This is a genomic window from Achromobacter sp. HZ34 (assembly GCF_002209485.1).
In the GTDB taxonomy this organism is placed as follows: domain Bacteria; phylum Pseudomonadota; class Gammaproteobacteria; order Burkholderiales; family Burkholderiaceae_B; genus Bordetella_C.
Genome location: NZ_NJIX01000002.1, coordinates 209,113 through 235,850 on the forward strand (window position 1 = coordinate 209,113; position 26,738 = coordinate 235,850).

23 protein-coding genes are annotated in these 26,738 nt (G+C 63.7%); 14 read left to right on the forward strand and 9 right to left on the reverse strand.

Annotation, left to right across the window (positions count from 1 at the left end):
• Positions 1-3 precede the first annotated feature (3 nt).
• Positions 4-666: a flavin reductase family protein gene (locus tag CEY05_RS07665; protein WP_158219275.1), complete on the forward strand. Its 663-nt coding sequence runs from the start codon at positions 4-6 to the stop codon at positions 664-666.
• Here CEY05_RS07665 and CEY05_RS07670 read toward each other — a convergent pair.
• Complete coding sequence (locus CEY05_RS07670; protein ID WP_088597913.1) at positions 606-1,598, reverse strand: 2-hydroxyacid dehydrogenase; 993 nt, start codon at positions 1,596-1,598, stop codon at positions 606-608. The genes CEY05_RS07665 and CEY05_RS07670 overlap by 61 nt on opposite strands.
• Positions 1,599-1,779: 181 nt before the next feature.
• Here CEY05_RS07670 and CEY05_RS07675 point away from each other — a divergent pair, with 181 nt between their 5' ends.
• The 5 genes from CEY05_RS07675 to gcvA all read left to right on the forward strand — a co-directional run bounded on the left by CEY05_RS07675 (position 1,780) and on the right by gcvA (position 7,062).
• Positions 1,780-2,952 (forward strand): acyl-CoA dehydrogenase family protein, encoded by a 1,173-nt coding sequence (locus CEY05_RS07675; protein ID WP_088597914.1) that lies wholly within the window; start codon positions 1,780-1,782, stop codon positions 2,950-2,952.
• 91 nt (positions 2,953-3,043) lie between these two features.
• A complete protein-coding gene (locus tag CEY05_RS07680; protein WP_158219276.1) occupies positions 3,044-4,045 on the forward strand; it encodes a tripartite tricarboxylate transporter substrate binding protein in 1,002 nt (333 codons plus the stop codon).
• A 3-nt stretch (positions 4,046-4,048) separates the two neighbouring features.
• Positions 4,049-5,209, forward strand: coding sequence for an ATP-grasp domain-containing protein (locus tag CEY05_RS07685; protein WP_088597916.1), 1,161 nt, complete (start codon positions 4,049-4,051; stop codon positions 5,207-5,209).
• Positions 5,206-6,114: a succinate--CoA ligase subunit alpha gene (locus tag CEY05_RS07690; protein ID WP_158219277.1), complete on the forward strand. Its 909-nt coding sequence runs from the start codon at positions 5,206-5,208 to the stop codon at positions 6,112-6,114. The genes CEY05_RS07685 and CEY05_RS07690 overlap by 4 nt, the downstream gene beginning before the upstream one ends.
• Positions 6,115-6,180: 66 nt before the next feature.
• Positions 6,181-7,062 (forward strand): transcriptional regulator GcvA, encoded by an 882-nt coding sequence (gcvA, locus tag CEY05_RS07695; RefSeq protein ID WP_158219278.1) that lies wholly within the window; start codon positions 6,181-6,183, stop codon positions 7,060-7,062.
• A gap of 109 nt (positions 7,063-7,171) precedes the next feature.
• Here gcvA and CEY05_RS07700 read toward each other — a convergent pair whose 3' ends face one another.
• A complete protein-coding gene (locus CEY05_RS07700) occupies positions 7,172-9,103 on the reverse strand; it encodes an FUSC family protein (protein WP_088597919.1) in 1,932 nt (643 codons plus the stop codon).
• A gap of 407 nt (positions 9,104-9,510) precedes the next feature.
• On the opposite strand from CEY05_RS07700, the gene CEY05_RS07705 reads away from it, so the two are divergent.
• From CEY05_RS07705 to CEY05_RS07720, 4 genes are all read left to right on the forward strand, one after another.
• Positions 9,511-10,515 carry a diguanylate cyclase gene (locus tag CEY05_RS07705; protein WP_088597920.1) on the forward strand — a complete coding sequence of 335 codons (1,005 nt, stop codon included), beginning with the start codon at positions 9,511-9,513 and terminating at the stop codon, positions 10,513-10,515.
• 87 nt (positions 10,516-10,602) lie between these two features.
• Positions 10,603-11,520 carry a LysR family transcriptional regulator gene (locus CEY05_RS07710; RefSeq protein WP_088597921.1) on the forward strand — a complete coding sequence of 306 codons (918 nt, stop codon included), beginning with the start codon at positions 10,603-10,605 and terminating at the stop codon, positions 11,518-11,520.
• Positions 11,521-11,639: 119 nt separating this feature from the next.
• A complete protein-coding gene (locus CEY05_RS07715) occupies positions 11,640-12,614 on the forward strand; it encodes a tripartite tricarboxylate transporter substrate binding protein (protein WP_088597922.1) in 975 nt (324 codons plus the stop codon).
• Between the two features lie 8 nt (positions 12,615-12,622).
• Positions 12,623-13,543, forward strand: a complete 921-nt coding sequence (locus CEY05_RS07720; RefSeq protein ID WP_158219279.1) for a hydroxyacid dehydrogenase — start codon at positions 12,623-12,625, stop codon at positions 13,541-13,543.
• 162 nt (positions 13,544-13,705) lie between these two features.
• Here CEY05_RS07720 and CEY05_RS07725 read toward each other — a convergent pair whose 3' ends face one another.
• Positions 13,706-14,701 (reverse strand): D-cysteine desulfhydrase, encoded by a 996-nt coding sequence (locus tag CEY05_RS07725; RefSeq protein WP_088597924.1) that lies wholly within the window; start codon positions 14,699-14,701, stop codon positions 13,706-13,708.
• Between the two features lie 306 nt (positions 14,702-15,007).
• On the opposite strand from CEY05_RS07725, the gene CEY05_RS07730 reads away from it, so the two are divergent.
• The 4 genes from CEY05_RS07730 to CEY05_RS07745 all read left to right on the forward strand — a co-directional run bounded on the left by CEY05_RS07730 (position 15,008) and on the right by CEY05_RS07745 (position 20,656).
• Positions 15,008-17,929: a molybdopterin oxidoreductase family protein gene (locus CEY05_RS07730; RefSeq protein WP_088597925.1), complete on the forward strand. Its 2,922-nt coding sequence runs from the start codon at positions 15,008-15,010 to the stop codon at positions 17,927-17,929.
• Between the two features lie 11 nt (positions 17,930-17,940).
• Positions 17,941-18,645 carry a 4Fe-4S dicluster domain-containing protein gene (locus CEY05_RS07735; RefSeq protein ID WP_088597926.1) on the forward strand — a complete coding sequence of 235 codons (705 nt, stop codon included), beginning with the start codon at positions 17,941-17,943 and terminating at the stop codon, positions 18,643-18,645.
• The gene (locus CEY05_RS07740; protein WP_088597927.1) at positions 18,642-19,583 is read left to right on the forward strand and encodes a DmsC/YnfH family molybdoenzyme membrane anchor subunit; all 942 of its coding nucleotides are present in this window, start codon (positions 18,642-18,644) and stop codon (positions 19,581-19,583) included. Before CEY05_RS07735 ends, CEY05_RS07740 begins: the two co-directional genes overlap by 4 nt.
• Positions 19,584-19,708: 125 nt before the next feature.
• Entirely contained in the window at positions 19,709-20,656 is a 948-nt protein-coding gene (locus CEY05_RS07745; protein ID WP_088597928.1) for a sensor domain-containing diguanylate cyclase, read from the forward strand.
• A 101-nt stretch (positions 20,657-20,757) separates the two neighbouring features.
• Here CEY05_RS07745 and CEY05_RS07750 read toward each other — a convergent pair whose 3' ends face one another.
• The 6 genes from CEY05_RS07750 to CEY05_RS07775 all read right to left on the reverse strand — a co-directional run bounded on the left by CEY05_RS07750 (position 20,758) and on the right by CEY05_RS07775 (position 26,711).
• The gene (locus CEY05_RS07750) at positions 20,758-21,525 is read right to left on the reverse strand and encodes a PHB depolymerase family esterase (protein WP_088597929.1); all 768 of its coding nucleotides are present in this window, start codon (positions 21,523-21,525) and stop codon (positions 20,758-20,760) included.
• Positions 21,526-21,769: 244 nt separating this feature from the next.
• Positions 21,770-22,834, reverse strand: a complete 1,065-nt coding sequence (locus CEY05_RS07755; protein ID WP_369825899.1) for an alpha/beta fold hydrolase — start codon at positions 22,832-22,834, stop codon at positions 21,770-21,772.
• A gap of 470 nt (positions 22,835-23,304) precedes the next feature.
• Complete coding sequence (locus tag CEY05_RS07760) at positions 23,305-24,192, reverse strand: LysR family transcriptional regulator (protein WP_088597930.1); 888 nt, start codon at positions 24,190-24,192, stop codon at positions 23,305-23,307.
• Positions 24,193-24,259: 67 nt separating this feature from the next.
• A complete protein-coding gene (locus tag CEY05_RS07765; protein WP_088597931.1) occupies positions 24,260-25,096 on the reverse strand; it encodes an amidohydrolase family protein in 837 nt (278 codons plus the stop codon).
• Complete coding sequence (locus CEY05_RS07770; protein ID WP_088597932.1) at positions 25,096-25,782, reverse strand: fumarate hydratase C-terminal domain-containing protein; 687 nt, start codon at positions 25,780-25,782, stop codon at positions 25,096-25,098. Before CEY05_RS07770 ends, CEY05_RS07765 begins: the two co-directional genes overlap by 1 nt.
• Positions 25,752-26,711: a fumarate hydratase gene (locus tag CEY05_RS07775; RefSeq protein WP_088597933.1), complete on the reverse strand. Its 960-nt coding sequence runs from the start codon at positions 26,709-26,711 to the stop codon at positions 25,752-25,754. The genes CEY05_RS07770 and CEY05_RS07775 overlap by 31 nt, the downstream gene beginning before the upstream one ends.
• Positions 26,712-26,738: the final 27 nt, after the last annotated feature.

A 26,738-nucleotide genomic window follows, 5' to 3' on the forward strand; every position in this document is an offset into this window, starting at 1 on the left:
CACTTGGAAATCGATATCCAGTCTTTGCCTCCCGCCGACCAATACCGCCTGATTTCCTCGACCGTGGTGCCGCGGCCCATTGCGCTCATTACCACCTATTCGGAGCGCACAGGGCACAATGCGGCCCCCTTCAGCTTCTTCAATGCCATGGGCGAGAACCCGCCGGTGCTGGCCATCGGCCTGGAGGACAAGCGGGGCAGCGGCGACCTGAAGGACACCACCATCAACATCAAGCAGACCGGCGAGTTCGTGGTTCACCTCGTCGACGAGGCGCTGGCTGCCGCCATGAATGTCTGCGCCATCGGTTTTCCGCCCGACGTCAGCGAGATCGAGCAGGCTGGCTTGACCCTGACGCCCAGCAGCAAGATCAAGCCGCAGCGCATCGTGCAGGCGCCGGTGGCGTTCGAATGCCGCAAGATCGCCATGATAGAAGTGAATCCGCACCGCCACATCACCTTGGGAGAAGTGGTGCGCATGCACGTCCGCGACGGCCTCTTCGACATGGCGACCGGCTACATCGATCCCGACAAGTACCACCCCATCGGCCGCATGTTCGGCCGGCTGTACACGCAGACCCGCCAGCATTTCGAGATGGAAGTGCCGGACTATGAGGCGTGGCTGGCCGGCAATGGCGCGACGATCAAGTCTTCCGGGGGAATGGACTGATTGCGCAAGAAGCGTCCCAGGTTGCCGAATGCCCGCGCCGCCACGTAGCCCACGTTATCGAACACCGCGCCGCCGCTATGCGGAGACACCACCACCTGATCCAGCGCCAGTAGCGGATTGCCGGCGGCGACCGGTTCATGCGCGAATACATCCAGCCCCGCGCCATGCAGCTTGCCGCTGACCAGCGCGTCATGCAGCGCGGCTTCGTCGACCACACCGCCCCGCGCGGTATTGATAAGGATGGCCCCGGCCTTCATCCGGCTTAGCGCTGCGGCATCGATCAGGGTGCGGGTCGCGTCCGTCAACGGCACATGCAGGCTGACGATATCGCTGCGCGCGAGCAGTTCATCCATGGGTACATGGCGTACGCCCAGCGCCCGTTCAATCTCCGCATCGGCCGGACGCCTGGCGGTGTAGAGGATATCGGCGTCGAACCCGCGCAGCCGGCGCGCCACCATGCGGGCGATATTGCCGAACCCGACCAGGCCCACGGTCTTGCCGGCGATCTGGTAGCACACCGAGCGCATCTCGGACTTCAGCCAGACGCCTTCACGCGTCTTGCGATCCACCAGCGGCAAGCGGCGATAGACGGCCAGCATCAACGCAATGGCGTGCTCGGCGACGGGGCCGGCATTCGCCCCTGACGTGATGGCGACGACCATGCCCCTTTCCCTCGCAGCATCCAGGTCGATCTTGTCGTAGCCGATGCCCCATTTCTGGATCATCTTCAGCCGCGGCGCGGCGGCGATCATGGCGCTGGTGACGGGCTGGAAGCCGGCGACGATGAACTCGGCATGCGGCATCAAGGCCATCTGAGCATCCGGCGCGCCGCTTTCAGCGAAGGTGATCTCGAACTCCGCGGGCGCCGCGGCGCGTATCGCCTGGCGTACCGGCGCAGCCATGACATCCAGGAACGACACCTTATGGCTCATCTCTGTCTCCCTTCATGGTTAGCGATGCAGTCTACCTGAACGCCTGCATGCCCAGGCCCAACAAAAGCTGGGGCTACCCTGCACGAACTGTAAGTTGTACCAGCCAGCGGCCCTCTCTATGATCGTTGCAGATCCGCACCGCAATGTCGCCCACAAAACATGTCGCAGGAGACTCCAGTCCATGGATGCAGCATCGGCTTCCCAGCATCGCCAGATGATCGACACCGTAAGGCAGCTCGCGCAAGGCGAGTTCCGGCAACGGGCCTTGCAGTATATGGATGGCAGTTTTCCCTGGGAGAACATCAGGCAATTAGCCGATATCGGCGTGCTGGGCATGTCGGTGCCCGAGGAATACGGCGGCCTGGGCCTGCCGATTTTCGATACGGCCCTGATCCTGGAGGAAATCGCCAAGGTCTGCTACGTCACCGCCATGGCGGTGCTGGGCGAAGCCGGTGTGCAGACGCGCGTGATCGCCAAGTATGCCCCGCCCGCCATCCGCGAACGCATCCTGCCCAAGGTCTGCAGCGGCGAATGCATACTGGCCGTCTGCATGACGGAGCCCCACGCGGGCACCGACGTCGCCAACTACCGCACCAACACCGTCGTGAAAGGCGACCGCCTGGTCGTCAACGGCACCAAGACGCTGATCAGCCGGGCACCCGAGGCCGGCATGTTCGTGATCTTCACTCGCATCGACGGCAAGCCGGGACGCGAAGGCATCGGCTGCGTCCTGATCGAAGGCGGCACGCCAGGCCTCGAAGTGACAGGCACCTATCACACCATGGGCGGCGAGAATCTGCACGAAGTGCAGTTCAACGATTGCGAAGTGCCGCTGGAGAACCTGGTCATACGCAAGGACGGCTTCAAGGAGTTGCTGACCGCTTTCAATACCCAGCGCTGCCTGAATCCCAGCATCTCGCTGGGCCTGGCCGAGGGCGCGTTCGACGAGGCGCTTTCCTATGTGAAGTCGCGCAACATCTTCGGCCGCGACGTGGGCAGCTTCCAGGGCATACGCTGGAAAATCGCCGACATGTACCGCGATATCGAAGCCGCGCGCGGCCTGCTCTACCGCGCCTGCCTTTCCGCGAATCCCTTTCCGGACCCTTTCCTGGCCGCGCTGGCCAAGATCACCACCAATGAGATGGCCTTGCGCGTCACCAGCGAAGCCGTGCAGGTGCATGGCGGCTACGGCTTCACGGACGAATATCTGGTGTCGCGCCTGTATCGCGGCGCACGTTACGGCACGCTGGGGGGTGGCGCGACGGAAACGCTGAAAGACTTGATCGGCAAGAAATTGATCGACGGGCCCGAGTCTCCTGACGGCATCCTGGCATTGACGGAGATCTACGCGTAATCCTCTCTCGGTTTTGGGGCGCACCGGCACACAGACGGCCGGGCGGCGATGGCGAATGCTTCATCCCACATATAAAGCAAGGAGACAGCGCATGAAAAAATCAATACTTGGTTGCGTGTTGCTGGCAACGGCCATGTCGGCCCCGATGTTCGCCCTGATGTCCGCCAGCGCCGACGCGGCATACCCCGACAAGCCCATACGCATCATCGTCGGCTTTCCGCCGGGCGGTCCCAACGACCTCATTGCCCGGCTGCTGTCGAACAAGGTGGGCGAGCGTCTGCACCAGACGCTCATCGTCGAGAACCGGCCCGGCTCCAATGCCGAGGTCGCCGCGGCCTTCGTGGCCAAGTCCGCCCCCGACGGCTACACCATCCTGTTCGGATCCAGCGGCGCGCTGACCATCAGCCCCAATATGAAGACCAATCTGCCTTATGACGCGACCAAGGATTTCACGCCCTTGATCGCGGTGGCCGACAATCCCATGTTGCTGGTTGTCGCGGCCGATTCTCCCTACCAGACCGCCAGCCAGGTGGTGGACGCGGCGCGCGCCAAGCCGGGCGGCCTGGCATACGCGTCGGCGGGCACCGGCAGCCCCACGCACCTTGCGGGCGCGCTGTTCGGCTCCATGGGCAACCTGAATATCCTGCACGTGCCTTACAAAGGGGGCGGCCCGGCCATGACGGATTTGATCGGCGGCCAGGTGCAGATGTACTTCGCCGGCATCCCCACGGCATTGCCTTTGATCCGCGGCGGCAAGCTGCGGGCCTTGGGCATCACCAGCGAGTCGCGTTCCAAGGTGCTGCCCGATATGCCGGCCCTGGCCGAGACGCCGGGAATGAAAGGCTACGAGGCATCCATCTGGTACGGCTTCCTGGCCCCGGCCGGCACGCCGGCACCGGTCGTGAAGGCGTTCAATGACGCGGTCGGCCAGGTGTTGAGCGACCCCGGTGTGCTCAAGCAGTTCCAGACGGAGGGATCGCAAGTGATGGATAAACGCGGCGCGGACTTTGCCAGGATGATGCAGATGGAACGGGAGAAGTGGGCGGTCGTCGTCAAGAAGATCGGCATCAAGCCGGCCGCGTCTGGAGACTGATCCATGCTACTGCTGGAACATGATGGCAAGCAGTTGCTGGCGGCGCGCGGCATTCCCGTGGCCGCCGGCGTGTTGCTGCGCTCGCAGGCCGAGGCCGATACGGCCCAACTGCCTGACGGCCCCTGGGTGGTGAAGGCGCAAGTGCCGGTGGGCGGAAGAGGAAAGGCGGGCGGCATCCGCATGGCCGATGCGCCTGCGGATGTGGCAGCGCACCTCGACGCCATGCTGCATAGCCACATCCGCGGCCACCGCGTGCAGGGTTGCCGGGTGGAGCAACGCATCGCGGGCGGCCACGAGGCTTACATCAGCCTGTCGGTAGACCCGCAAACGGCCGGCGTGCGTATCCTGATGTCGGCCACGGGCGGTGTGGACATCGAGGCGCTGGCCCGCCAGCCCGGCACCTTGCAAGCCGCCGTGGCCGCGCCGGACGCGGCCGCGGTTGCCACGGCGGGGCGCGCGCTGGCCGAGCAGCTGCCCGCAGCGTGCCGCGCTGTGCTGGAAGATGCGGCGCAACGGCTGGCGAACGCGTTCTTCGATATAGAAGCGCTGCTGCTGGAAGTGAATCCGCTATTCGTGCATGACGACGGCACGTGGCTGGCCGGCGACGCCAAGATCATCCTGGACGACAACGCCCTGGCCCGCCACGAGGACCTGGTCGCCCTGGTCCACGCGCGCGGCGATGCCTACCCCGAGACCGAATTCAAGCTGGTGGAAGATTTCGACTATGTCGAACTGGATCCCCAGGGCGAGGTAGGCCTGGTCACGACCGGTGCGGGATTGAGCATGATGCTGGTCGACCAGATGGCTGAAGCAGGCATGCGCGCGTTCAATTTCCTGGACATACGCACCGGGCAGATGCGGGGCGATCCCCATCGTCTGCTGCGGGTTTTCGAATGCATGCGGGAAGGCAGCAATATCAAGGTGCTGCTGGTGAATGTGTTCGCCGGGATCACGCACCTGGGCGAGTTCTCGCGGCTGCTGGTGCACGCGCTGGCGCAGACCCCTGCCCTGCACGGCATCCCCGTGGTCGCCCGGCTGGTCGGCAATGGTCAGGAAGACGCGCGCGCCATCCTGAACGAGGCGCGCTCGCAGGTCTTCCTGGAAGAAGACCTGGAGGCCGCCTTGGCGCGGGTAGGCAAGTTGGTGCACGGAGGACAAGCGTGAAACACGGTCTGGAAATCGACGGCAGCACGCCGGTGCTGGTGCAGGGCATCACGGGGCGCGCAGCCCGGCTGCATACGGGGCTGATGCGCAGATACGGAACCCATATCGTGGCCGGGACTTCCGCTGGCAAATCCGTGCAGGCGGGTGCCGATGTGGATGGCGTACCGGTCTTCACGGACTGCAAGGCGGCCGTGCTGGCCACCGGTGCCCGCGCATCCATCGCCATGGTGCCGCCGCTGGCGGTGCTGGGCGCCGTGCGGGAGGCGATCGATGCGGGCATCGGCCTGATCGTCACCATCGCCGAGGGCGTACCCGTGCACGACGCCATGAAGGTCAAGCGCATGGCGGACGAGGCCGGCGTGCGCTGGGTAGGCGCCTCAACGCCCGGCCTGTGCGTGCCAGGGCAGATCAAGCTGGGATTCTTGCCCGATGTGGCGCTCAAGCCGGGACCGCTGGGGGTCATGTCCAAGAGCGGCACCTTGTCGTATGAAGTGTGTTACCGGCTGGCGCGGCGCGGCATCGGGCAAAGCGCGTGGATAGGCGTGGGCGGCGACCTGGTCAAGGGAACGCGCTTCGCGGATCTGCTGCCTTTCTTCGGGGAACGGGACGATACGCGCGCGGTATTGGCGGTAGGCGAGATCGGCGGCACCGAGGAGGAAGAGCTGGCGCTGGCCCTGCAGCACAGCGGATTCGGCAAACCCGTGTTCGTGCTGCTGGCCGGCGCGCAAGCCAAGGAAGGCGTGACGATGGGGCACGCCGGTGCCCTGGTACATGGCGACACGGGCACACTGCAAAGCAAGCGCGCGGCATTGTTGAAGGCGGGTGCCCGGGTCCATACCAATATCGAAGCCCTGGTCGCCGATGTGTGCACCGCAGCGATGGATCTCGAAATTCCTTCGCTGTAGGTCCTCGGGGGGATGGCCTTGAAATCCGTCCCCTCGAAGATGAGCCCTGTGCGAAAATCTCCGCCCATGGCTCGCAAAATTCCTCCCCTGAACGCCTTGCGCGCATTCGAGACCGCCGCGCGGCACTGCAGCCTGAGCAAGGCGGCCGGCGAGCTCGTGGTGTCCCAGGCCGCGGTCAGCCGCCATGTGAAGTTCCTGGAGGAATACCTGGGCGTGCGGCTGTTCGACCGCAAGCCCTCTTCATTGCAGTTGACGGACGCCGGCAAGGCCTACGCAAAGCGCCTGACGCAAGCCTTCAATGAAATCGCCGCGGCCACTGACCAGACCCTGGGCGTGTCGGGCAAGGCCAGGTTGTCCCTGCGCGCCTATTCCACCTTCATGCTGCGTTGGTTGTTGCCGCGCCTGCCGGATTTCCAATTGCGGTATCCGCGCATCGAGATCAAGATCACGACCGCCGTGGAGTCGCCGGATTTCGCGCGCGATGGCGTGGACGTGGCGATACGCTACGGCAAGGGCACCTGGCCCGGCTTGTACAGCTATCGCATCTTCGGCGATGCGCTGCGGCCGTTCTGCACGCCGGCTTTCGTCGAACGCATGGGCGGCACGATTGCGCTGGATGACCTGGCGCAATGCATGCGGCTGCATCATTCGCGCCGGCCCACCGACTGGCCGGACTGGCTTGAACTGGCCGGCGCTCCCGGCCTGGAGGCGGACGCGAACATGGTCTTCGACGATTTGCTGCTGGTGCACGAAGCCGCCTTGCGCGGACTGGGCATGGGCATTACGCAGCAGCAGTACATCGAACCGGAACTGGCCAGCGGTGTGCTGGTGTGCCCGTTCGAGCCCGTGTTGCGGCGCGATGTCGGCTACTACGCGGTTTGCCGCGCCGGCGCGCTGCGCCAGCCCGGCATCGCCGAGTTCCTGGCCTGGCTGGAAGAGATCACCTGACGTGTACGGCAAAGTGCTCATGCCACTGTGATGACGAGCGCCATGGCGGCCTCGCCCCAACGCTTGGCATTTGCCCATCCGCCCGCCTGGCGTTTGGCCACCCGACCGCCTAGCGTGTACCCCCGCGAGCGAACGCGAATGCGCCGCCGCGTAGCGCATTGGCATCCAGCCGCTCGGCCAGCATCGCAAGCGCCCCGTCCAGGCGGGTAAGCGCAGCGCGGGCCGGGTGCCTGCCCTCGGCTTCAGCGAGCAGGCCGGCAGGGACATCGGCCGGCTCGCCGATCAACGCCGCAATCCGCTGATCGACCAGCGCAGCGTCACGGACCAGTTCATCGTGAGCCGCCTTGTCGACCGAGGCGCTGGCGCCAGCCAGGGCGTGCGCCGCGTCGACACAGGCAAACATGGCGGTCATCGGGCGCTCCGCCTTGGCACGGCGGGGGAACATGCGTCCGGTGGTCAGGGGAAGCAAGGCTTTCCGGTAGTCGACAATCTGCCGGTCGAGACGGCGGACGGCCGCCACGACGGCTTGGCCATCACGGGGCTCAGCCACGCTTGCCGCCACCACTTCGCGCAGCACGCGCAACACGGCAAGCCGGGAAACCCTGACCTGCCGCGTGGTGGGGACCGGCAAGAAAAAGAAAGCCGTTAGCATCGCCGCCGCCACCCCGAGCACCGTCTCACCCAGGCGCAACATCAACAGCGGCTCGGGCGCGTCACCGAACGAGCCGTAGATCAAGCCCAGGAGTACGGTCACACAGAAAATCGCCACGCCGTAGGAAACCGCGACCAGGTAATACATGCCGAAGACGGCGATCAACATGACAGCGCATTCGACGGCGACGTCGCCTTTCGTCAGCGCCGCGATACCCATTCCGGCAAAGAGGCCGGCGATCGTGCCGACGACACGGTGCGCTCCCTTGTGGATGATATCGCCGCGCGTACGGGCATTGATGAAGACGACATAGACGGCAATCACCGCCCAGAACCATCGCTGCGGAGACAGCGCGGTTCCGCCCGCCATTGCGATCAAGGACGCCAGGGCCGCCTGAGCGGCCGCGCGCCAGGCCAGCACACCCGTTGGTGTCGAGATGGCGACAGGCTCGCGCGGCACGACACGGGCAACGGCGGCACGCAGTTTCGCGGCAGCCCGCGACAGTGCGGCCAGGTCTTCGGTGAAAGGATCGGCGGAAGCCTTGGGGATCCTGGCGGACGCGCGGCGCAGGCGTCCCACGTGCAAACGGGTGGCCGCAAGGGCGATGCGGTTGCGTCGCCTGGCGTCGGCCGGGGCGTGTGGATCGGCAGGCATCCGTTCCACCAGGCGGCGCAAGGCCTGCTCGAGGTCGAACAGATGCATCTGGACGTCGATGCGGGACGTATCGTCCAGCAGGACGAGCTGGTCCTCCGCCGCCAATGCTGCCCGCTTCAACCGGTCCATTTCCCGTTTCAGGGTGGCCGAGCCGGCGGCACGGCGATCGGCGGCGCGCAGGACGGCGGCCGCCCGCCGCATGACGGATCGGGTGGCACGGCGCAAGATGACGGCCGGACGCAGGGGCAGGAAAAAGAAGCAGACGACGAATACGACGGCTGCGCCCGTCGCCAGCCCGCCCAATTGATAAGGAATGCTGGCGGGCGGCAGCTGCAAGTAGAGCCCGACATAAGTAAGCACGACGGCGATCAAGCCCATGCCCACCGCGCGCGGATGCCAGGTGCCAACCAGGGTCGTGACGAACACGAGGGCCAGGAACAGCGTCTCGCCAACCAGCGGTTCGGCGTGGATGAAGGACGTGATGACCATGGCCACGGCGCCCGTGGGAACCAGCACCGTGAAGGTGATCAGGCGTGCCCGGCGTGTCAGGTCGCGGATGACGAACACGCTGACCATGCTGAATACCGATCCGAACGCGAATTCGGTGATGGGATGGCCGGTCAGCCTGGTCAGGAATACGAGCAGCGTTACCGTCAGCCCGACAGCAAGCGCGCCTCGACAGGCCAGCGCCAGATTCAACAGGCCGGGGTCTGAATCGACGAGGATGTCGCGCAAGCGTCCAAGACGGCGCCCGATGTTTAATGAAGCTGTAAGCCCGAACGATGCACCCGAGTCCGGCGCACTTCTTGCAAACCCAGGTGATCCTCCTTTCGCACTCGCGCTGCGCGAATTTTTCGCTGTCTTCTTTCCCTTGGTCTTTCTGATGCGCGGAGTCACTGTCGAGCTCTGGTTTGCCTAGGACGTCAGTCTGCCAAAATAGCACGATTGCTGCAGTGCATCCTGGCAAAAAGCACCATCGTGTTGGCGTTCCTGCTTCAGTGTCGGCCCACCGAGACAGTCCTCGACGTACAGGGTCGTGGTTTGCACCCACTGCCCAGCAATGTTAAGTTGATTCCAGCCCCTCCCTGTCTCCGGGCCTGGCATCGTGACTGACGGGCCCCCAACTTGCGAGCCGTCTACGCATGAAAGCTCCCGCCGCCCCCGAGAATGAAGCCGTCCGCTTGCGCCATTTGCGCTCCTTGCGGGTGTTGGACACCCTTCCGGAAGAGCGCTTCGACCGCCTGACACGTCTGGCCAAACGCATATTCGGCGTTCCCATCGCCCTGGTCAGCCTGGTCGATGCCAACCGGCAATGGTTCAAGTCGTCGCAAGGCCTGGATGCCACCGAGACCCCGCGTGACATCTCCTTTTGCGGGCATGCCATCCTGGCGGACAATGTCTTCCAGATTCCCGACGCACGGACCGACGAGCGATTCGCCGACAATCCCCTGGTCACGGGCGCGCCCGGCATCCGCTTCTACGCGGGCCGGCCGCTTAGCGTGGGCGATGATATGCGGGTGGGCACGCTGTGCCTGATCGACGTCAAGCCGCGTGAGTTCTCGGCCGAAGACCAGGCCTTGCTGCAAGATCTCGCAAACATGGTCGAAGAAGAGTTGCTGTCTTTGCACACGGCGACCATGGATTCGCTGACCGGATTGAGCAACCGCAGAGGCTTCGAAATTCTCAGCCGCATGGTGCTCGAATCCAGCCAACGCCTGCGCCAGCCCGTCACCTTGCTGATGCTCGACATCGACAAGTTCAAGGAGATCAACGATACGCACGGCCACGCGGAAGGCGACGTCGCCCTGGCCGCCTTCGGCGATGTCCTGCGTAGAGCACTGCGTGACACGGATGTGCTTGCCCGGCTCGGCGGTGACGAGTTCGTGGCCTTGCTCAGTAATGCCGGCAACGATGAAACCGCCGTGGTCCTGAATCGCTTGCAGCAAGAGCTGAACACGGAAAATGAGCGCGGCGGGCACGCGTTCGCCCTGCACTCCAGCGTTGGACGGGCAACCGCCGCGGCGGGCCAGCCGACCACCCTGGAGCATCTATTGAAGATCGCCGACGATGCGATGTACGAGAACAAGCGTTCGCGCCGCGCCGCGCGCCCCACGCAAAAGAATGATGACGACTGGAACTGGCTCTAGGTTGCTGAAGAAATTGCACAAGAAATTTAGCAGGACCCGGCTGAGCAAGCCCGGGGGGAGCGATATTCGCCGGCACGCCGAACTGCTATGACTCTCAAGCAACTCGAAGCGTTCTACTGGGCCGCCAAGCTGGGCAGCTTCGCCATCGCCGCCGACCGGCTGCACGTGACGCAATCGTCGCTGTCCAAGCGCATCGCTGAATTGGAGGCATCGCTGGGCGCCCCGCTGTTCGACCGATCCAGCCAGCGGGCGGTCCTGACTGAACTGGGGCAGCGGACGGTACCGTTGGCCAACCAGATGCTCTCCTTGAGCGACTCGGTCAGGGCGCTGGTCTCGGCCCCCGAAGGTCTGCACGGCGTCTGCAAATTCGGCATCAGCGAGCTGGGGTCGCTGACGTGGCTGCCCCGCTTTGTCGCCACCGTGCGCGATGCCCATCCCAATCTGGTGCTACGCCCTTATGTAGACCTGGCCCGTCAACTGGAACGGCGGGTCGCGCGTGGGGAACTGGACTTCGCCATCTCGCCTGGCCCTTCGCCGGACAGCGACCTGCAAGCCGAGGTCATGAGTGAAGTGCATTTTTCCTGGATGGGATCGCCCGCGCGGATGGGTAAGCGCCGCACCTTGCGACCGGAGGATTTCGAACGCCACCCCGTCATCACGATGACGGAGGACTCGGGCCTGACGCGGGCCTTCGACGCCTGGGCCGCCGCGCAGGGATTGCAAGTCCAACGCATCCTGGCTTGCAACAGCCTGTTGGCGATCACGGGGCTGACCGTCGCCGGCGTAGGGATCAGTTTTCTTCCCACCGACTATATGGGCGCCTGGGTCACGCAGGGCTCGCTGGTCGAATTGGCCAGCAACCCGCCCCTGCCCACGCTGAATTACTGCTTTCTGTCGCGACGGGATGACACGCGCGGACTGCTGCAAACGCTACGCGATCTCGTGCGCGACGCCGTCGATTTCTCCAGCGGCCTGCCCGCGCCGCCCCTCCGTTATCAGGCATAGCGCCCCGACTGTTTCCTTTTATGCATATAAGGCAAGTCGTTTAAATCGCTTCCCAGCGTACTCCCAACTGCCACAATGGCAGCACTGACCAATAATCAAACATAATCCGGAGACTCTCGATGAAAGCCTTTTCCGCGCCCTTGCGCCCCCTGACAGCCGCCTTACTGCTCATCGGCGCCGCGCCGGCGGCGCAGGCAGCCTGGCCCGACGACCAGCCCATAGAAATCGTCGTCGGCTTCTCCGCGGGAGGTGGCACCGACCTGATGGCGCGGGCCCTGGCGCCTTTCATCGAAAAGCGCCTGGGCGGCCATGCGCGGGTGGTCGTCCTGAACAAGCCCGGCGCCTCGGGTGAGATTGCGAACGCCTATGTCGCACGCGCCAAGCCGGACGGCTACACGCTGTGCGTGGTGAATGTGCCGAGCTACAACTTCCTGCCCATGTACAAGAAAACCCAGTACCACACGGAGGACTTCACTCTGGTGGCCCGGGTAGTCAACGATCCCACCGTCTTGATCGCTCGGCGCGACGCAAAGGCCACCAGCCTGAAAGCGGTGGTCGACGCCCTGAAGAAGAACCCGAAGTCGCTGTCGTTCGGCTATAACGGCATCGGCACCAATGGACACTTGGCGTTGAAGCAGTTGCAGAACGCCACGGGAGCCGAGCCCAACGATGTGCCTTTCAAAGGAACGTCCGAGTCCAAGACCGCCGTACTCGGCAGCCATCTGGACTATGCCTTCGTCAGCGCGGGCGAGATGCCTGAACTGCGCAGCGGGTCGTCGGATCTGCGTGCCATTGCGCAGTTCGGCACGCAGCGCTCGCAGGCCCTGCCTGACGTCCCCACCGCGGCCGAGGAAGGCTATAAGGTGACCATGACGTCGGAACGCGGCTTCGCCGCACCCAAGGGTACGCCCGCCGACGTCGTCGCCCGGCTGCAGAAGGCCGTCGAGGACAGCATTGCCGATCCCGCTTTCATCAAGGCCGCCAGCAACGATGCGCCGGTCCTGGCCTACCTTCCGGGCGCCGAATGGCAGGTGTCCCTGGACAAGCAAGCTCCGGCGTTACGCGCCATCGCAGCGCAGATTCCCAAGGAATGATCTCCAGCATGACCGCAGAAACGATTGTCATCACCGAAGAAAAAGTCCACCCGGACGCCGTGGCGTTGCTCAAGGACTATCGCCTTTGCTACACCGGCGCGGTGTTCTCCCAGGAAGACCTCGTCGCGCTGGTCGAGCGCGAGCAGCCCGTCGCCATCCTGGCCCGCTATGGCAAGATCGACGAGCAAGTGTTGTCCGCGTCGCGCAAGCTGAAGGTCATCGGACGTCATGGCGTGGGCATGGACTCCATCGACGTGGACGCCTCGAAGCGGCTTGGCATCAAGGCGCTTGCCGCCACCGGATCGAACAGCCAGGCGGTGGCGGAACTGGCGCTGGGGCTCATCCTTGCCTGCGCGCGCCGCATCAGCTGGCTGGACTCGCGCATGCATGAAGGACATTGGGACAAGCAGGGCTATATGGGCTTCGAACTGTCCGGCGCCACCCTGGGCGTGGTGGGCTGCGGCTCCATCGGCGCGCGCGTGGTGCGTTTCGCCCGAGCGATAGGCATGCGCGTCCTCGTCAACGATCCCTACTTGCAGGCCGATCGTCTGCCCGCGGGGGCGAGCAAGGTCGAACTGGAGGAACTGCTGGCATCCAGCGATGTGGTGTCCCTGCACTGCCCGCTGGACGATACGACCCGCGATCTGCTGGACGCCAGGCGGCTGGGCCTGCTACGCAAAGGTGCCATCGTCATCAATACGGCGCGCGCCGGCATCATCAACGAAGAAGCCATCCGGGAAAAACTGCATGCCGGCGATCTGCACCTGGGCCTGGACTGCTTCGTCGATGAACCCGTCAACCCCGGGTCCCCGTGGGTGGACACGCCCAATGCCATCCTGACCCCGCACATAGGCGGCACGACCAATGGCGGCTTGCGCGGGATGGCCGTCGGCGCCGCCCAAAATATCCTGTCGGTATTGGCGCCGTAGGGAAGGGCTTGGCGCGGGACTCAACAGCACATGCGGAACCAGATCGCCACCAGATCTCCAGCCTTGACCCGGCCAGAAGATCCTCTATCCATTCGAGCCGCATCCTTCCGCCCTCTGCATTTTGATTGGCGGAAGCGTACATCGTCCGGGCAGGCCCGGGACTTACTCGAACGACGACGTGTACCCGAACAGCGCCGCCGACCCACCCGTGTGGATGAACACGATGCGCTCGCCCTTCTTGAAATGGCCCTTGCGTATCAGGTCGATCATGCCGGCCGCGCCCTTGCCGGAATACACCGGGTCCAGCAGTATCCCTTCGAGCTGCGCGAACATATTGATCGCCTCGATGGTGCTCTCCGCCGGAATGCCATAGCCCGCGCCGACATAGTCCGTGTTGGCGACCACATCGGCACGGCTGACGACGCCCGGGCAGCCAAGCTTCTCGGCCGTGGCGCAAGCCAGGTTGTAGACGTTTTCCTCCTGCTTGGCCTTGGGGGCCCGCACGCCGATGCCAAGCAAAGGCACATTGGCGTTGATCGCCTTCAAGCCGACGATCAGGCCGGCCTGCGTGCCGGCGCTTCCCGTGGCGTGAAGGATGTGATCGATGGCCAGGCTGCGGTCATTGGCCTGCCCGATCAGTTCGAGCGCGCAGTTGGCGTAGCCCAGGGCGCCCGTGGGATTGGAGCCGCCACCGACAATCGTATAAACCTTGCGTCCTTCAGCGCGGAACTTGTCGGCGACTTTTTCCATCTCGGCGTTCATGTCCAGTCCGCCAGGCCGCTTCTCCGTCGTGGCGCCGTGCAGGTAATCCAGCAGGACGTTGCCATTCTTGTTGTAGTTGACGTCCTGGGACTGCGTGCGGTCTTCCAGCAGAAGATGGCAGTCCATGCCCAGCTTGGCCGCGAACGCCGCGGTCTGCCGCGCATGGTTCGATTGCGTGGCCCCCTGCGTCATGACCATATCGGCCCCCTGGGCCTCGGCTTCGGCCATCAGGAATTCCAGCTTGCGCGTCTTGTTGCCGCCAGTGGACAGGCCCGTGCAGTCGTCCCGCTTGATCCAGATTTCCGGCCCTCTGAGCTCCTTGGTAAGCCGGTCCAGCCGTTCCAGCGGTGTGGGAAGGTGAGCCAGGTGCAAACGGGGGAAGCGGGCGAAATGCATGGAAGTCTCCGTTATCAAGATGCGTAATTCGTATAGTGGCCCGCATAAACGCCAGCTGCAAATGCAAAATCGGCGCACAAATATGCAAGAAGCGCATATTTCGCCATCGTGAAGCGCAGGCGCGTCGCCGCCGCCTGCGCTTGCCCGGCCCCGCCACCCTGGCCGGACCGATATCAGGATTCACGATATCTCAGATGCAAAATGGCGATTTTCCCGCTAATACGGGACTGCGTAACATCCCTTCATGCACCCAAACGGCACTACCCGGGATTAATCAAAACCCGGAGTAATAAAGGGGAGAATCGCATGGATCACTCGCATCGCACCCAGCGCGAGGCTTTGGAGATCAAGACCACCACCTGTTATATGTGCGCCTGTCGCTGCGGCGTGCGTGTGCACCTCAGAGACGGCGAAGTTCGCTATATCGACGGCAACCCGGCCCACCCGCTGAACCAGGGTGTCATCTGCGCCAAGGGTGCATCGGGCATCATGAAGCAGTACTCTCCCGCGCGCCTGACGCAACCCCTGCGTCGCAAACCCGATGCCGAACGGGGTACCGCACAGTTCGAACCGGTTTCCTGGGACGAAGCGCTGAAGCTGATCGAAACGCGCCTGGCCCACCTGCGCGCGACCGATCCCCGCCAATTCGCGCTGTTCACCGGCCGCGACCAGATGCAGGCCTTGACGGGCCTGTTCGCCAAGCAGTTCGGCACCCCCAACTACGCCGCGCACGGCGGATTCTGTTCCGCGAATATGGCAGCGGGCATGATCTACACGATAGGCGGCTCGTTCTGGGAGTTTGGCGGACCGGACCTGGACCGCGCCAGGCTGTTCCTGATGATCGGTACCGCCGAGGACCATCACTCCAATCCCCTCAAGATCGCCATCTCGAAGTTCAAACGCGCGGGCGGCCGCTTCATCGCGATCAACCCCGTACGCACCGGCTACGCCGCGGTGGCCGACGAATGGATTCCGATACGCCCTGGCACGGATGGCGCGCTGTTCATGGCGTTGATACACGAGCTCATCGCCCAGGACGCCTACGATCACGAGTTCGTTGCCCGCTATACCAATGCCGGCGACTTGATCGACCTGCGCGACGACAGCGCCACCAGCGGCCTGTTCGTCCAGGACGCAGCGAGCCCGGAGATCAATGCCCTCTTCCCGCAGAACCGCATGTGGTGGGACAGGCACAGCAATCGCCCCGTGCTGAACCACGCCCAGGGCGCGGAGCCGGCATTGGACGGCAACTACGTCCTGGACGACGGCACACCGGTCGCGCCGTCCTTCACCCGCCTGCGTGAACGCGCGGCATCCTGTACCCCCGAGTGGGCCGCCGGCATCACGGGCATCCCCGCGGACACCATCCGCCGCCTTGCCGGCGAGATGATGCAGATGTCGCGCGAGCACAAGATCGAACTTCCCATCCGCTGGACCGACGCCTGGGGCGTCGAACATGAATCGGTGCGTGGCGCGCCCATCGCCTTTCATGCCATGCGCGGCCTGGCGGCCCATTCGAACGGCTTTCAAAGCATACGCGCGCTGTCTATCCTGATGAGCCTGCTCGGCACCATCGACACCCCGGGCGGCTTCCGTCACAAGGCGCCCTACCCGCGTGCCGTCCCGCCATCGGCCAAGCCGCCCAACAAGGCCAGCGACGTGCAACCCAATACGCCGCTGCCCAATGGGCCGCTGGGCTGGCCCGCGGCTCCGGAAGACCTGTTCATCGATGATCAAGGTGGCCCGGTACGCATCGACAAGGCCTTCTCCTGGGAATACCCGCTGGCGGTGCACGGCATGATGCACAGTGTCATCACCAATGCCTGGCGCGGCGATCCCTATCCCATCGATACCTTGATGATCTTCATGGCCAATATGGCGTGGAATTCATCGATGAATACCGTCGAGGTGCGCAAGATGCTCACCGACAGGCGCGAGGACGGGCAGTACAAGATTCCTTTCCTGGTGGTGTGCGACGCCTTCCAGTCGGAAATGACCGCGTTCGCCGACCTGATCCTGCCCGACACGACCTATCTGGAACGGCACGATGCGATGTCGATGCTGGACCGGCCCATCTCCGAGTTCGACGGTCCGGTAGATTCCGTTCGCATCCCCGTGGTGCCGCCGACGGGCGAATGCCGCCCTTTCCAGGACGTCCTCGTCGAACTGGCCGGCCGCTTGAAGTTTCCTGCCTTCACGCGGGCCGATGGCGGCCGCAAGTTCAGCGACTACAAGGATTTCGTCGTCAACTTCCAGACCGGGCCCGACACGGGCGTGGGCTTTCTCATCGGCTGGCGCGGCAAGAACGGCGACAAGGCCCTGGTCGGTGAAGCCAATCCGCGCCAATGGGAGCAATACGCGGAGAACAACTGCTTCTATCACTACACGCTGCCCGAAGACCAGCAGTACATGCGCAACTGCAATGGGCCCTATCTGAAGTGGTCGGTCGAGAATGGCATGCGCAAGTTCGGCACGCCCATCGTCATCCAGCTGTATTCCGACGTCATGCAGAAATTCCGCCTGGCCGCGCAAGGCAAGACGGCGGGGCGCCAGCCGCCCGATCATCTGCGCGCACGCATCGAGCATTACTTCGATCCCGTTCCGTTCTGGTACGAGCCTATCGAAAGCAGCGTCAGCGATCCGCGCGAGTATCCATTGGCCGCCGTCACGCAGCGCCCCATGGCGATGTACCACTCCTGGGATTCGCAGAACGCCTGGCTGCGGCAGATCCATGGCGAGAACTACCTGATGGTGAATCCGCGCACCGCCGGCGCCCAGGGTATCGCCGACGGCGGATGGATCTACGTCGAATCCCCCTGGGGCAAGGTGCGTTGCATGGCGCGTTTTAGCGAAGCGGTCGAACCGGGCACCGTATGGACCTGGAACGCCATCGGCAAGGCGGCGGGCGCCTGGAACCTGGGTCCGGACGCCAATGAGTCGCGGCGCGGCTTCCTGCTGAACCATCTGATCACGGACGAACTGCCGGGCGCGGCGGACCATTTGCCAGGCAAGATATCCAATTCCGATCCCATCACCGGGCAGGCCGCCTGGTACGACTTGCGCGTGCGCATCTACCCCGCCGAGGCAAACGCCGACTTCACCTTGCCGCAGTTTGCACCCATGAAGCCGCTGCCCGGATCGACCAGTGTCATTGCGCGCGTGCAGACCTATTTCGCCGGCAAGGGCGAGTTTCTCAATCGGCTACGCCGCGCGGGTTCCGAAAAATAAGGGAGAACGACATGACTCAGATGGCATTGGTGATCGATCTGAACGTGTGCGTGGGCTGCCATGCCTGCGTGACGAGCTGCAAGGAATGGAATACCTCGGGAGAAGCGGGCAGCCTGGCCGATGAGCGCCCCTACGACAGCGATCCCAGCGGCAATTTCTTCAATCGGGTGCAGACGTACGAGGCTGGCGAATTTCCCCTGACGGAGACCGTCCACTTTCCCAAGTCCTGCCTGCATTGCGAGGATCCGCCCTGTGTGCCGGTGTGCCCCACGGGCGCCAGCTACAAGCGCGAGGCGGACGGGCTGGTGCTGGTCGACTATGACAAGTGCATCGGGTGCAACTACTGTGCGTGGGCGTGCCCCTATGGCGCGCGCGAACTGGACCCTCAGCGCAAGGAGATGACCAAGTGCACGCTCTGTTCGGACCGGATCGATAACGAAGCGCTTCCCGAACGGGATCGCAAGCCGGCCTGCGTGCTGGCCTGTCCGACGTCCGCGCGCCTGTATGGCGACATCCATGATCCGGATTCAGAGGTGTCGCAGGCAATACGCGAACGCGGCGGCTACCAGTTGATGCCGGAGTGGGACACCAAACCCGCGAATCATTACTTGCCGCGGCGCAAGACGGAGGCGCAGTCCTGCGGGTCCGGGTCGAAGTCCTGTGCATGCAAGACAGCCGGCGCGGACGACACCGTTACGACCAAGGGTGGCGTATGAGGCCCCCGTTCTCCGTAGTACTTCTGACCACGCTCTGCGGCGCCGCCCAGGGTTTGTTGATTGCCCTGGTCCTGCTCGAAGCCGGCGCGGCGGCGGGCATGCTGTCCATGCCGCCCCAGGCCTTCTTCATCGCGGGCTCGGCTGTCTCCTTGGTCCTGGGCGTGCTGGGGCTGGTGGCGTCCTTCTTCCACCTTGGGCACCCGGAGCGCGCCTGGCGCGCCGTCGCGCAGTGGCGGACGTCCTGGCTGTCGCGCGAATGCCTGGCGGTCCCTTCCTTTCTCCTGTTGACGTTCCTGTATGGGCTGGCGCATCTGCTGGCATTGCCCTGGTCGCTGGCGTTCGGCATCGTCGCCGTCTGCGCGGCCGCGGTCCTGTTCCTGTGCACGGCCATGATCTACGCCTGCCTGCGCTTTCTGCAGGAATGGGCGAGCCCTTACACCCTGGTCAATTTCGTGCTGCTGGGTTGTGCGTCCGGTTTCACCCTGGCCACGCTGATCGCGGCGGCCAGTGCTCCACCTGCGGTCGCGGTGCTCGCGCCTGCCGCCATCGTGCTGATCGTGCTGGGTTGCCTGTCCCGCCTGGCCGCGCTCGCCCGTAACGCCAGGCTGCATCCCAAATCGACCCTGCAGACGGCGACGGGCATCCACGCCCGCAAGCTGGAACAGAAGTCGCAGGGATTCACGTCCAGCTCGTTCAATATGCGCGAGTTTTTCCATGGCAAGAGCCCGGCCATGATCGCCACGGTCAAGGCAGGATTCCTGCTGGGCGCCTTCGTCATCCCCTTCGTGCTGGTGTCCTTTGCCTGGTCCATGACCGCCCCGGCGGCCGTACTCGCCGTTGCCTTCGTCGTGCAATATGCCGGACTACTGGCCGAGCGCTGGTTCTTTTTCGCCGAGGCGCGGCATCCGCAGAACCTCTACTACCAGCGGGCGGCGTGACCCTGGCTGGGGACCAGTAAGGCCAGATCGAATTCAAGGAAGACGTAAGGACGATCGCATCGCTATCAGATGTACACAATTTCAGGCTAAAGTGGCTCGCCACCATGGATGAGGAGAAATCGCGTATGTCCGACGTCAGCCCGCTTGATGACAACGCGGTATACCGCACCTTGCTGGAATCGACCAAGGCGATTCCCTGGAGGCTCGATTGGGCCACGATGAAGTTCACGTATATCGGCCCCCAGATCGAGGCCTTGCTGGGCTGGAGCGTCGATAGCTGGGTGAGCGTGGAAGACTGGGCCATGCGTATGCATCCGGAGGATCGCGAGTATGTGGTGAATTTCTGTGTGTCCCAATCCCAGGCCGGCGCGGACCATGAGGCGGATTACCGGGCGCTGACCAAGGAAAACGGGTATGTGTGGATACGCGACGTGGTGCACGTGGTACGCAATGCCAGCGGCGAAGCCGAAGCGCTGGTCGGCTTCATGTTCGACATCACCGAACGCAAGAAAACCGAAGAGAAGTTGCTGAGCCTGCAGAAAGAGCTGGAAGACCTGTCCTTCCGGGATGGCCTGACGAATATCGCCAACCGCCGTCGCTTCGATAGCAGTTTCGAACTGGAATGGGACCGTGCCCGCACCGAGGGCAAGCCGCTGTCCCTGCTACTGCTGGACGTCGATTTCTTCAAGCAATACAACGACTTATATGGTCATTCCCAGGGCGACCAATGCCTCATCGAGATCGCCCAGACGCTGAGCCTGGCCCTGGACGGCCCGCGCGATCTGGTGGCGCGCTACGGCGGTGAAGAGTTTGTCGTGCTGCTGCCCGAGGCCGATGCCGAGGTGGCCATGAAGGTTGCCGAGCGCTGCCAGCGCTTGCTCGATAAGAAAGCCATCGTGCATGCCCTGTCACCGCATGGCCGGCGCGTCACCATGAGCATCGGTGCGGGCACGGTGGTGCCGGGTGAACAGGCGGAGCGCGCCGCCTTCGTCAAGGCCGTGGATCAACAGCTATATACGGCCAAGAACAACGGACGGCACCGGATCGAATATGTAAGGTCGGATTCCGCATGATCCGCTCGTAGTTGCGAACATCGTGGTGACGTTTATCACCGGCGGATGTGCCGTGCTCGGGTGGCTGCTCGCCCAGCCTGCTGCTTTCCCGTTTTTCATGGCTACCGTGCGCGAGGCGTCTGCGCCAGGAAGAAATCGACTATCGTGCTGCTCGCATCGAGCTGCATGCTGGCCCACCCGACGATGCGGGGCCGTGCATACTGTGGTCCTCCCGGCCATGTGTGACCGCCGCCCAGCACGGTATATGCCGTAACCGGGGCGCCGGCCGCGCATCCGGCGTAGTCCGTCCGGGAGACGCGGGTACGGTCAAGAGCCGCGACTGGCGCCAGTAACTGTGCGGGCTCGGCGCGGGCACAGCCATTTCGTTGCGCCCAGGAGGCGACCGTCGCGGCCACCGAGAGCACTTGCCCCCCCTCGCCAGCACCACCGAAATCCGCGACGGCACCGCCTTCGAAGGGCATGATCGGATCCGCGTTGCCATCAATCTGCAAAACCGCCACCGGATGAGAAGGCCGGCACCGCGCTGCGATGTCCACGGGCATTGTTCCCGCAACGGCGGCGATGCCACCGATGCGCTCCGACAAATCGCAACCAAGCCGCTCGGCAAACAGCGCACCATTGGAAATGCCCGTTGCATAGACCTGGTGAGGGTTGACGTGGTAATCGTGCTGGGCGCGATCGATGATCGCCGTAATGAAACGGACGTCGTCCTGGGGATTCTTTATGGTTGAACGGCCGTCGTTCCAATGCCTGCCCACACCGTCCGGATAGATCACCACGACATCGCGCGCATCCGCCACGTCATCCAGATGCGTCAGCCTGCGCATGCCCTCGCCCTGCATACCGCCGCCGTGGAACGCCAGAATCAAAGGATATCCGCCAGCGGGCGGCGCCCGGTCGGGGACATGTACCGAAAAGGTACGCGCTTGCGCACCTACGCGTACTTGTGCGGAGACGTCAGCCGCGAAGGCGATAGTTGAGTGCGCGATAAATGCCACAGCGCAGATACCTGGCCACAGACGTAATGGGGTGACACGATGTTGGGCTTCTTGCACGGCAGGCGGGTAAGACATATCAGCGGCTCTGGTTGAGAATGTGGCTGCGGGGGTGGGGCTATGAAGCCAGATCCTTGAGCAACGTCGAATTGAACTGCTCCGGATATTGCATCTGCGGCGAATGGCCAGCGTCGGGGAACTCGATCAGACGTGCATTGGGGATCGCGGCTGCCGCCGCCTTGCCCAGTTGCGGATAGTTGCCCAGGCTGGAACGAAGCGCCTCGGGCGCATATTCCTTGCCAATGGCCGTATTGTCCTTGTCGCCGATGATCAAGGTCGTGGGCACCTTCAACCTGGGCAGATCGTAATAAACCGGCTGCGTCAGGATCATGTCGTAAAGCAGCGCTGAATTCCAGGCGACAGCCTGTTTCCCCGCACCACGATACATGCCCGCCAGCATTTGCACCCAAGGCTCGTACTTCTCGTTCCAGGTTCCGGCAAAGTAGGTATTTCGCTCGTAGTTGCGGATCCGGTCAGCGGTGGTGCCCAGTTCACGCTTGTACCACTGGTCCACGGAGACAGCGGGGACGCCCTTCGCGCGCCAGTCCTCCAACCCGATGGGGTCGACCAACACAAGTTTCGCGACGTGGTCCGGATAATTGAGTGCGTAACGTATGGCCAGCATTCCGCCGGTCGAGTGGCCGACGAGAATAGCTTTATCGATATGCAAAGACTTCAGAAGGTCATTCGTATTCAACGCCAGCTGATCGAAGGAAAACTGATAAGCCTGCGGCTTGCTGGACTTGCAGAACCCGATCTGGTCGGGTGCAACCACGCGATACCCGGCACCGTGCAGTGCCTGGATGGTGGTTTCCCACGTCGCGCCGCAGAAATTCTTGCCGTGAAGCAGGACCGCGGTCTGGCCATTACCCTTCCCTTGCGCGGGTGCGATATCCATATAAGCCATCCGCAGCGTCTGCCGCTGGGACGCGAATTCGAAGCGCTGAACAGGATGCGGATAGGTAAATCCCTCCAACATCGGGCCATAAACCGGCTCGGCCGCTGAAGGGCTCGCGGCCAGGGCAGGTGCGTTCACCGCGGCACACAGCGCAAACGCGCCAACAAAGGCCGCCATCTGGTGACGATTTAAGGGAAACAGCGCGTTCTTGATCGGCAAATTCATTACTGGCCTTCCTTCGGGTAGTTGTAGAGCTTCGACCGGCCTGCTCCCGAAAGGTTTCCCGGCAGGCAGACGCTGGGCGCTGACGCAAGCCAGACGTTCAGGTGCCTGAACGGTACGTCACTGATCCAGCCAGGACAGTGCGCACCATGTCACGCAAGGTACTGACGGCCGGCAGCCGGTCGCGCTTGGCAAGCGTGATCAATCCACCGCACGCTGATCGACATCGCGTGCTGTCCCGTCGTCAACTTGCCCAGGATCACCTACGGCTACTCCGTACGGTCTATCGAGGGCATCGAGAGGACGGCTCATCGCCATGCCAAGGGCCAACTGCTCCTGGTCGAACGGGGTGCGGTCAGCGGCGAGGTCGAGGGCGGGCTTTGGATAGTGCGGCCGCGCAGCGCGGTCTGGATTCGGCATGAGCTTCGGCCGCTGCCGGCAGCAGCTGCGCATCGTAATAAACACCGCTCACCCTACGCAATCTTCCGCGCCTTGGGCTTACTGACCTCTTCAAGCGCCCCCAGCAGCGACAGGGACAGGTGCGCGCGCGGGTTTTCGCGGGGCATCAAGAGCCCCAGGCGGCGCATGAGCGGAGGATCGCCGAAAGGTACGCTGCGTATGCTGGGCGGGAATTCATTCGCCACGCCCCGATTGGGCACCACGGATACACCCAGGCCATTGGCGACCATCGCGATCACACCTTCGATGGAGTCGATTTCCATGGCCGACTGCACTTCCAGGCCGCGCCGCTCGATCTCGGCACTCACCATGCGCCCGACCCGCGCCATGCGGTTGAAGCGAACATAGGGATTGTTTTCCAGCAAGGCCTGGTCCGTATCGCCCACGGCCGTCTTGTGCGCGATGACCACCATGGCCTCCGCAAAGAACGGATGAAACACCAACTCGCCCCGGCTCAGCTCAGGCTCGGTGACCACCGCCGCGTCGAGTTGCCCGCGCAGCACTTCGTTCTCCAGTTCGTGGGTCAGGCCCGTGGTCAGGCGGATCTCGATGCCCTGGCCCTGCTTCTGCAAGCGCCGCAACGCCAGCGGCAGCCACCCCGACACGGAAGTATGCACGGCGCCCAGCTTCAGCACACCACCCGACACCTCTCTCTTGAGACTGTCGCTCAGGCTTTCCCAGTGCGCAATCAGGTCACGGGCGCCGTCGATAAGGCGCAGGCCGCTGTCGGTCAAAACCGGTGGACGCCGCGTCCGATCGAATAAAACCGTCCCCAGCTCCTCTTCCAGCGCCCGGATCTGCATGCTGACCGCCGACAGCGTAAGGCCGATGGCCTTGCCGGCCTCGGCAAAACTTCCACGATCGGCAATCGCCACGAGGGTGTATAGGGTCTTGACGTCCATCGAGCTTCCCAGAAGACGCGCGCGCACTGGCACTGGCGCGCGCCGGTTGAGCGGGAATTGTAGACTGCTACAGACCCAGCAGCGCCCGCGCATTCTCCCGCATCAGCTTGCGCCGATTCTCCGGCCGTATCGGCAGGGTCTCGAACCAGTCCCGATACCCTTTTACCGGACAAAACGGGAACGAACTCGCATACAGCATCCGGTCCGCCAGGAAGGAATCGGCCGCTTTGACATACGCTTCCCAGCCCGGCATGCGCGAAAAGTACATGTCGGGAGAAAGATAGAGATTGGGCCGACGAAACGCGACATGCAGGATCTCGTTGACCCAGGGCCAGCCCCCATGCGCCACCACGACTTTCAGCAGGGGAAAATCCGCCAGCATGCGATCGGTCCGTATCGGATCCGAATAGCTCAGGTCCGGACCCGCGGTGCCGCCCACCATCAGGATGATGGGCACGCCACGGTCCTCGCAGTGCGCGTAGATCGGATACAGGCGGCGATCGTCGGCATACATGGGCACGGGGTACGCACCTGGCTCGATGTTCACCAGTTTGAAACCTTGCTCGATAGCCTGGTCGATGGTGTCGCACGCGCCCCGACGCGAGGTCGGATCGATGGACGCCGCCCCGATGAAGCGCTTGCCATGGGTCTGCATGATATGCAGCACATCGTCATTCGAAACGCTGCCCAGCATGCCGGCACGTCGCCCGACCACCACGCCATGTTCGATATCCGCATCGTCCATCTCCTTGAGCAGCAGTTCCATCGACTGCTGCTGGGCCGCCAAGGAAGGTTCGAAACCCACGGTGCGCGTAAAGCCATCCCGGCGCTCGCCGGCGTTATACATCAGCGTATCCAGGAAGCCCAGCACCGGCGGGCGCAACCGAAAGTCGATGATGCCCATTACATGACCTCCTTCTTGCGATCGTCGGTTTCGCCGTAGCGATGCAAGGCAGGCGGCTTGAGCCCGGCGTACAGGGCATCGATACCGGCATTGACCTGCTCACCGTGCAGCTGGAACAGCGAATTGCCCGCTGCGTCGCTTTCCACGATGAAGGGGCCGAAGTCCTTGACGTCGAATACCCACATCGCCTGCGCGATGCCCAGTTCATCCAGCCAGTGGACCTCTCGCACCCGGACGATGCCCCGCCCCAGCAGCGCACCGGTGCCGTAGCCGACGGTGGTGAGATAGACCGCGCCATGGGGCACCATGACCCGCGCGTAGTCGTCATGGGGCATGCCCCCCTTGCCGATCACGATGCGCGTGCCCGTCATCTCCAGCCACGCATCCATCCATTTGGAGAAACGGAAGCTGGCCGTGGCGGTCACCGCCCCCACCTTGTAGCCGCCCTTGCCGTCCGGCGCCGCCGCCGGCGAACAGTGGAAATTGACGTTGCTGACCGCCTTCAGGTCCAGGGGCAGTTGCACGCCATCGCCCAGCACCTTCTGGTACACGCCCTCGCGCGCGGTGTAGACGGTGCCCGTCATGTAGACGACGGCGCCGATCTCCAGGCGCTGTATGTCTTCGTCCCGGGCGGGAAGGTCTATGCGGAATACTTTCAGATCGTCGCTGTCGTTTCGGTCGTCCATTCGACTGTCTCCCTGCGCATGTACGGCGTGAACCATTGAGGATCGGTGCGATATTCGATACGCCCATCGGCATGTATGCGCGCCGTGGCACGCCGCGACGACAGGCAGAAGGTATGCATGCTGACGGGCATGCCGCCGGTGTGGGTGTAGCCCACTTCGATATGGCAATCCACCACCATGGACGATCCCACGAAACCCATGGCGCCCATGCCTATCGAATTGCCCATTTTCTTCAGTTCCAGTTCCAGCTCCGCGATGCGCGGATCCGGATTGCGGTCTCCCACCGTGCGCAGGCAGGCCGCCTGCTTGCCCAGCACCATACAGGTGTCCTTGGAACCGCCGATGCCCACGCCGACAATGGCAGGCTGGCACGCCAACCCGCGCTTGCCGAAGGCGATCAGGCCGTCGAGCACGAAGCGCTTGATGCCGTCGATGCCGTCACCGGGGAACAGCATGCGGTAGTCCGTACCGAACAGCCCGCCTTTGTGAACGGTGGTGATATCGATCCAGTCCGCGTCCGGTTCGAAGGTCCATTCGATTTCCGGCGCGTTGATGCCGACGTTGTTGTTATGTTCAGTGCGCCACAGCGGATGCACGCGGTTCGGCCGCAAGGGCACGTCGAGCGTGGCGCGCGCCGTCGCGGAACGCAAGGCGCGCTCCACCCCGACGAAACCCGTCTGCACGCTGGCCTGGTTACCCACCTTGACGTAGTAACGCGGCAGGCCCGTGTCGGCGCACATCGGCCGGCGATCCTTCTCGGCGGCATCCCAGTTTTCCACCATGGCGTGCAGGACGAAGCGCGACAGCTTGCCCTGCTCCACCTTCTGCATGTCACGGATGCCGTTCTCGTAGTCCTCTGGAATCTCGATGGCGGCACGAGACATGATCTCGTAGGCCGCCGCCTCTATCGTGTCGATCTTGATGGCCATATGCCTGTCTCCCAAATGTCCTTAGCC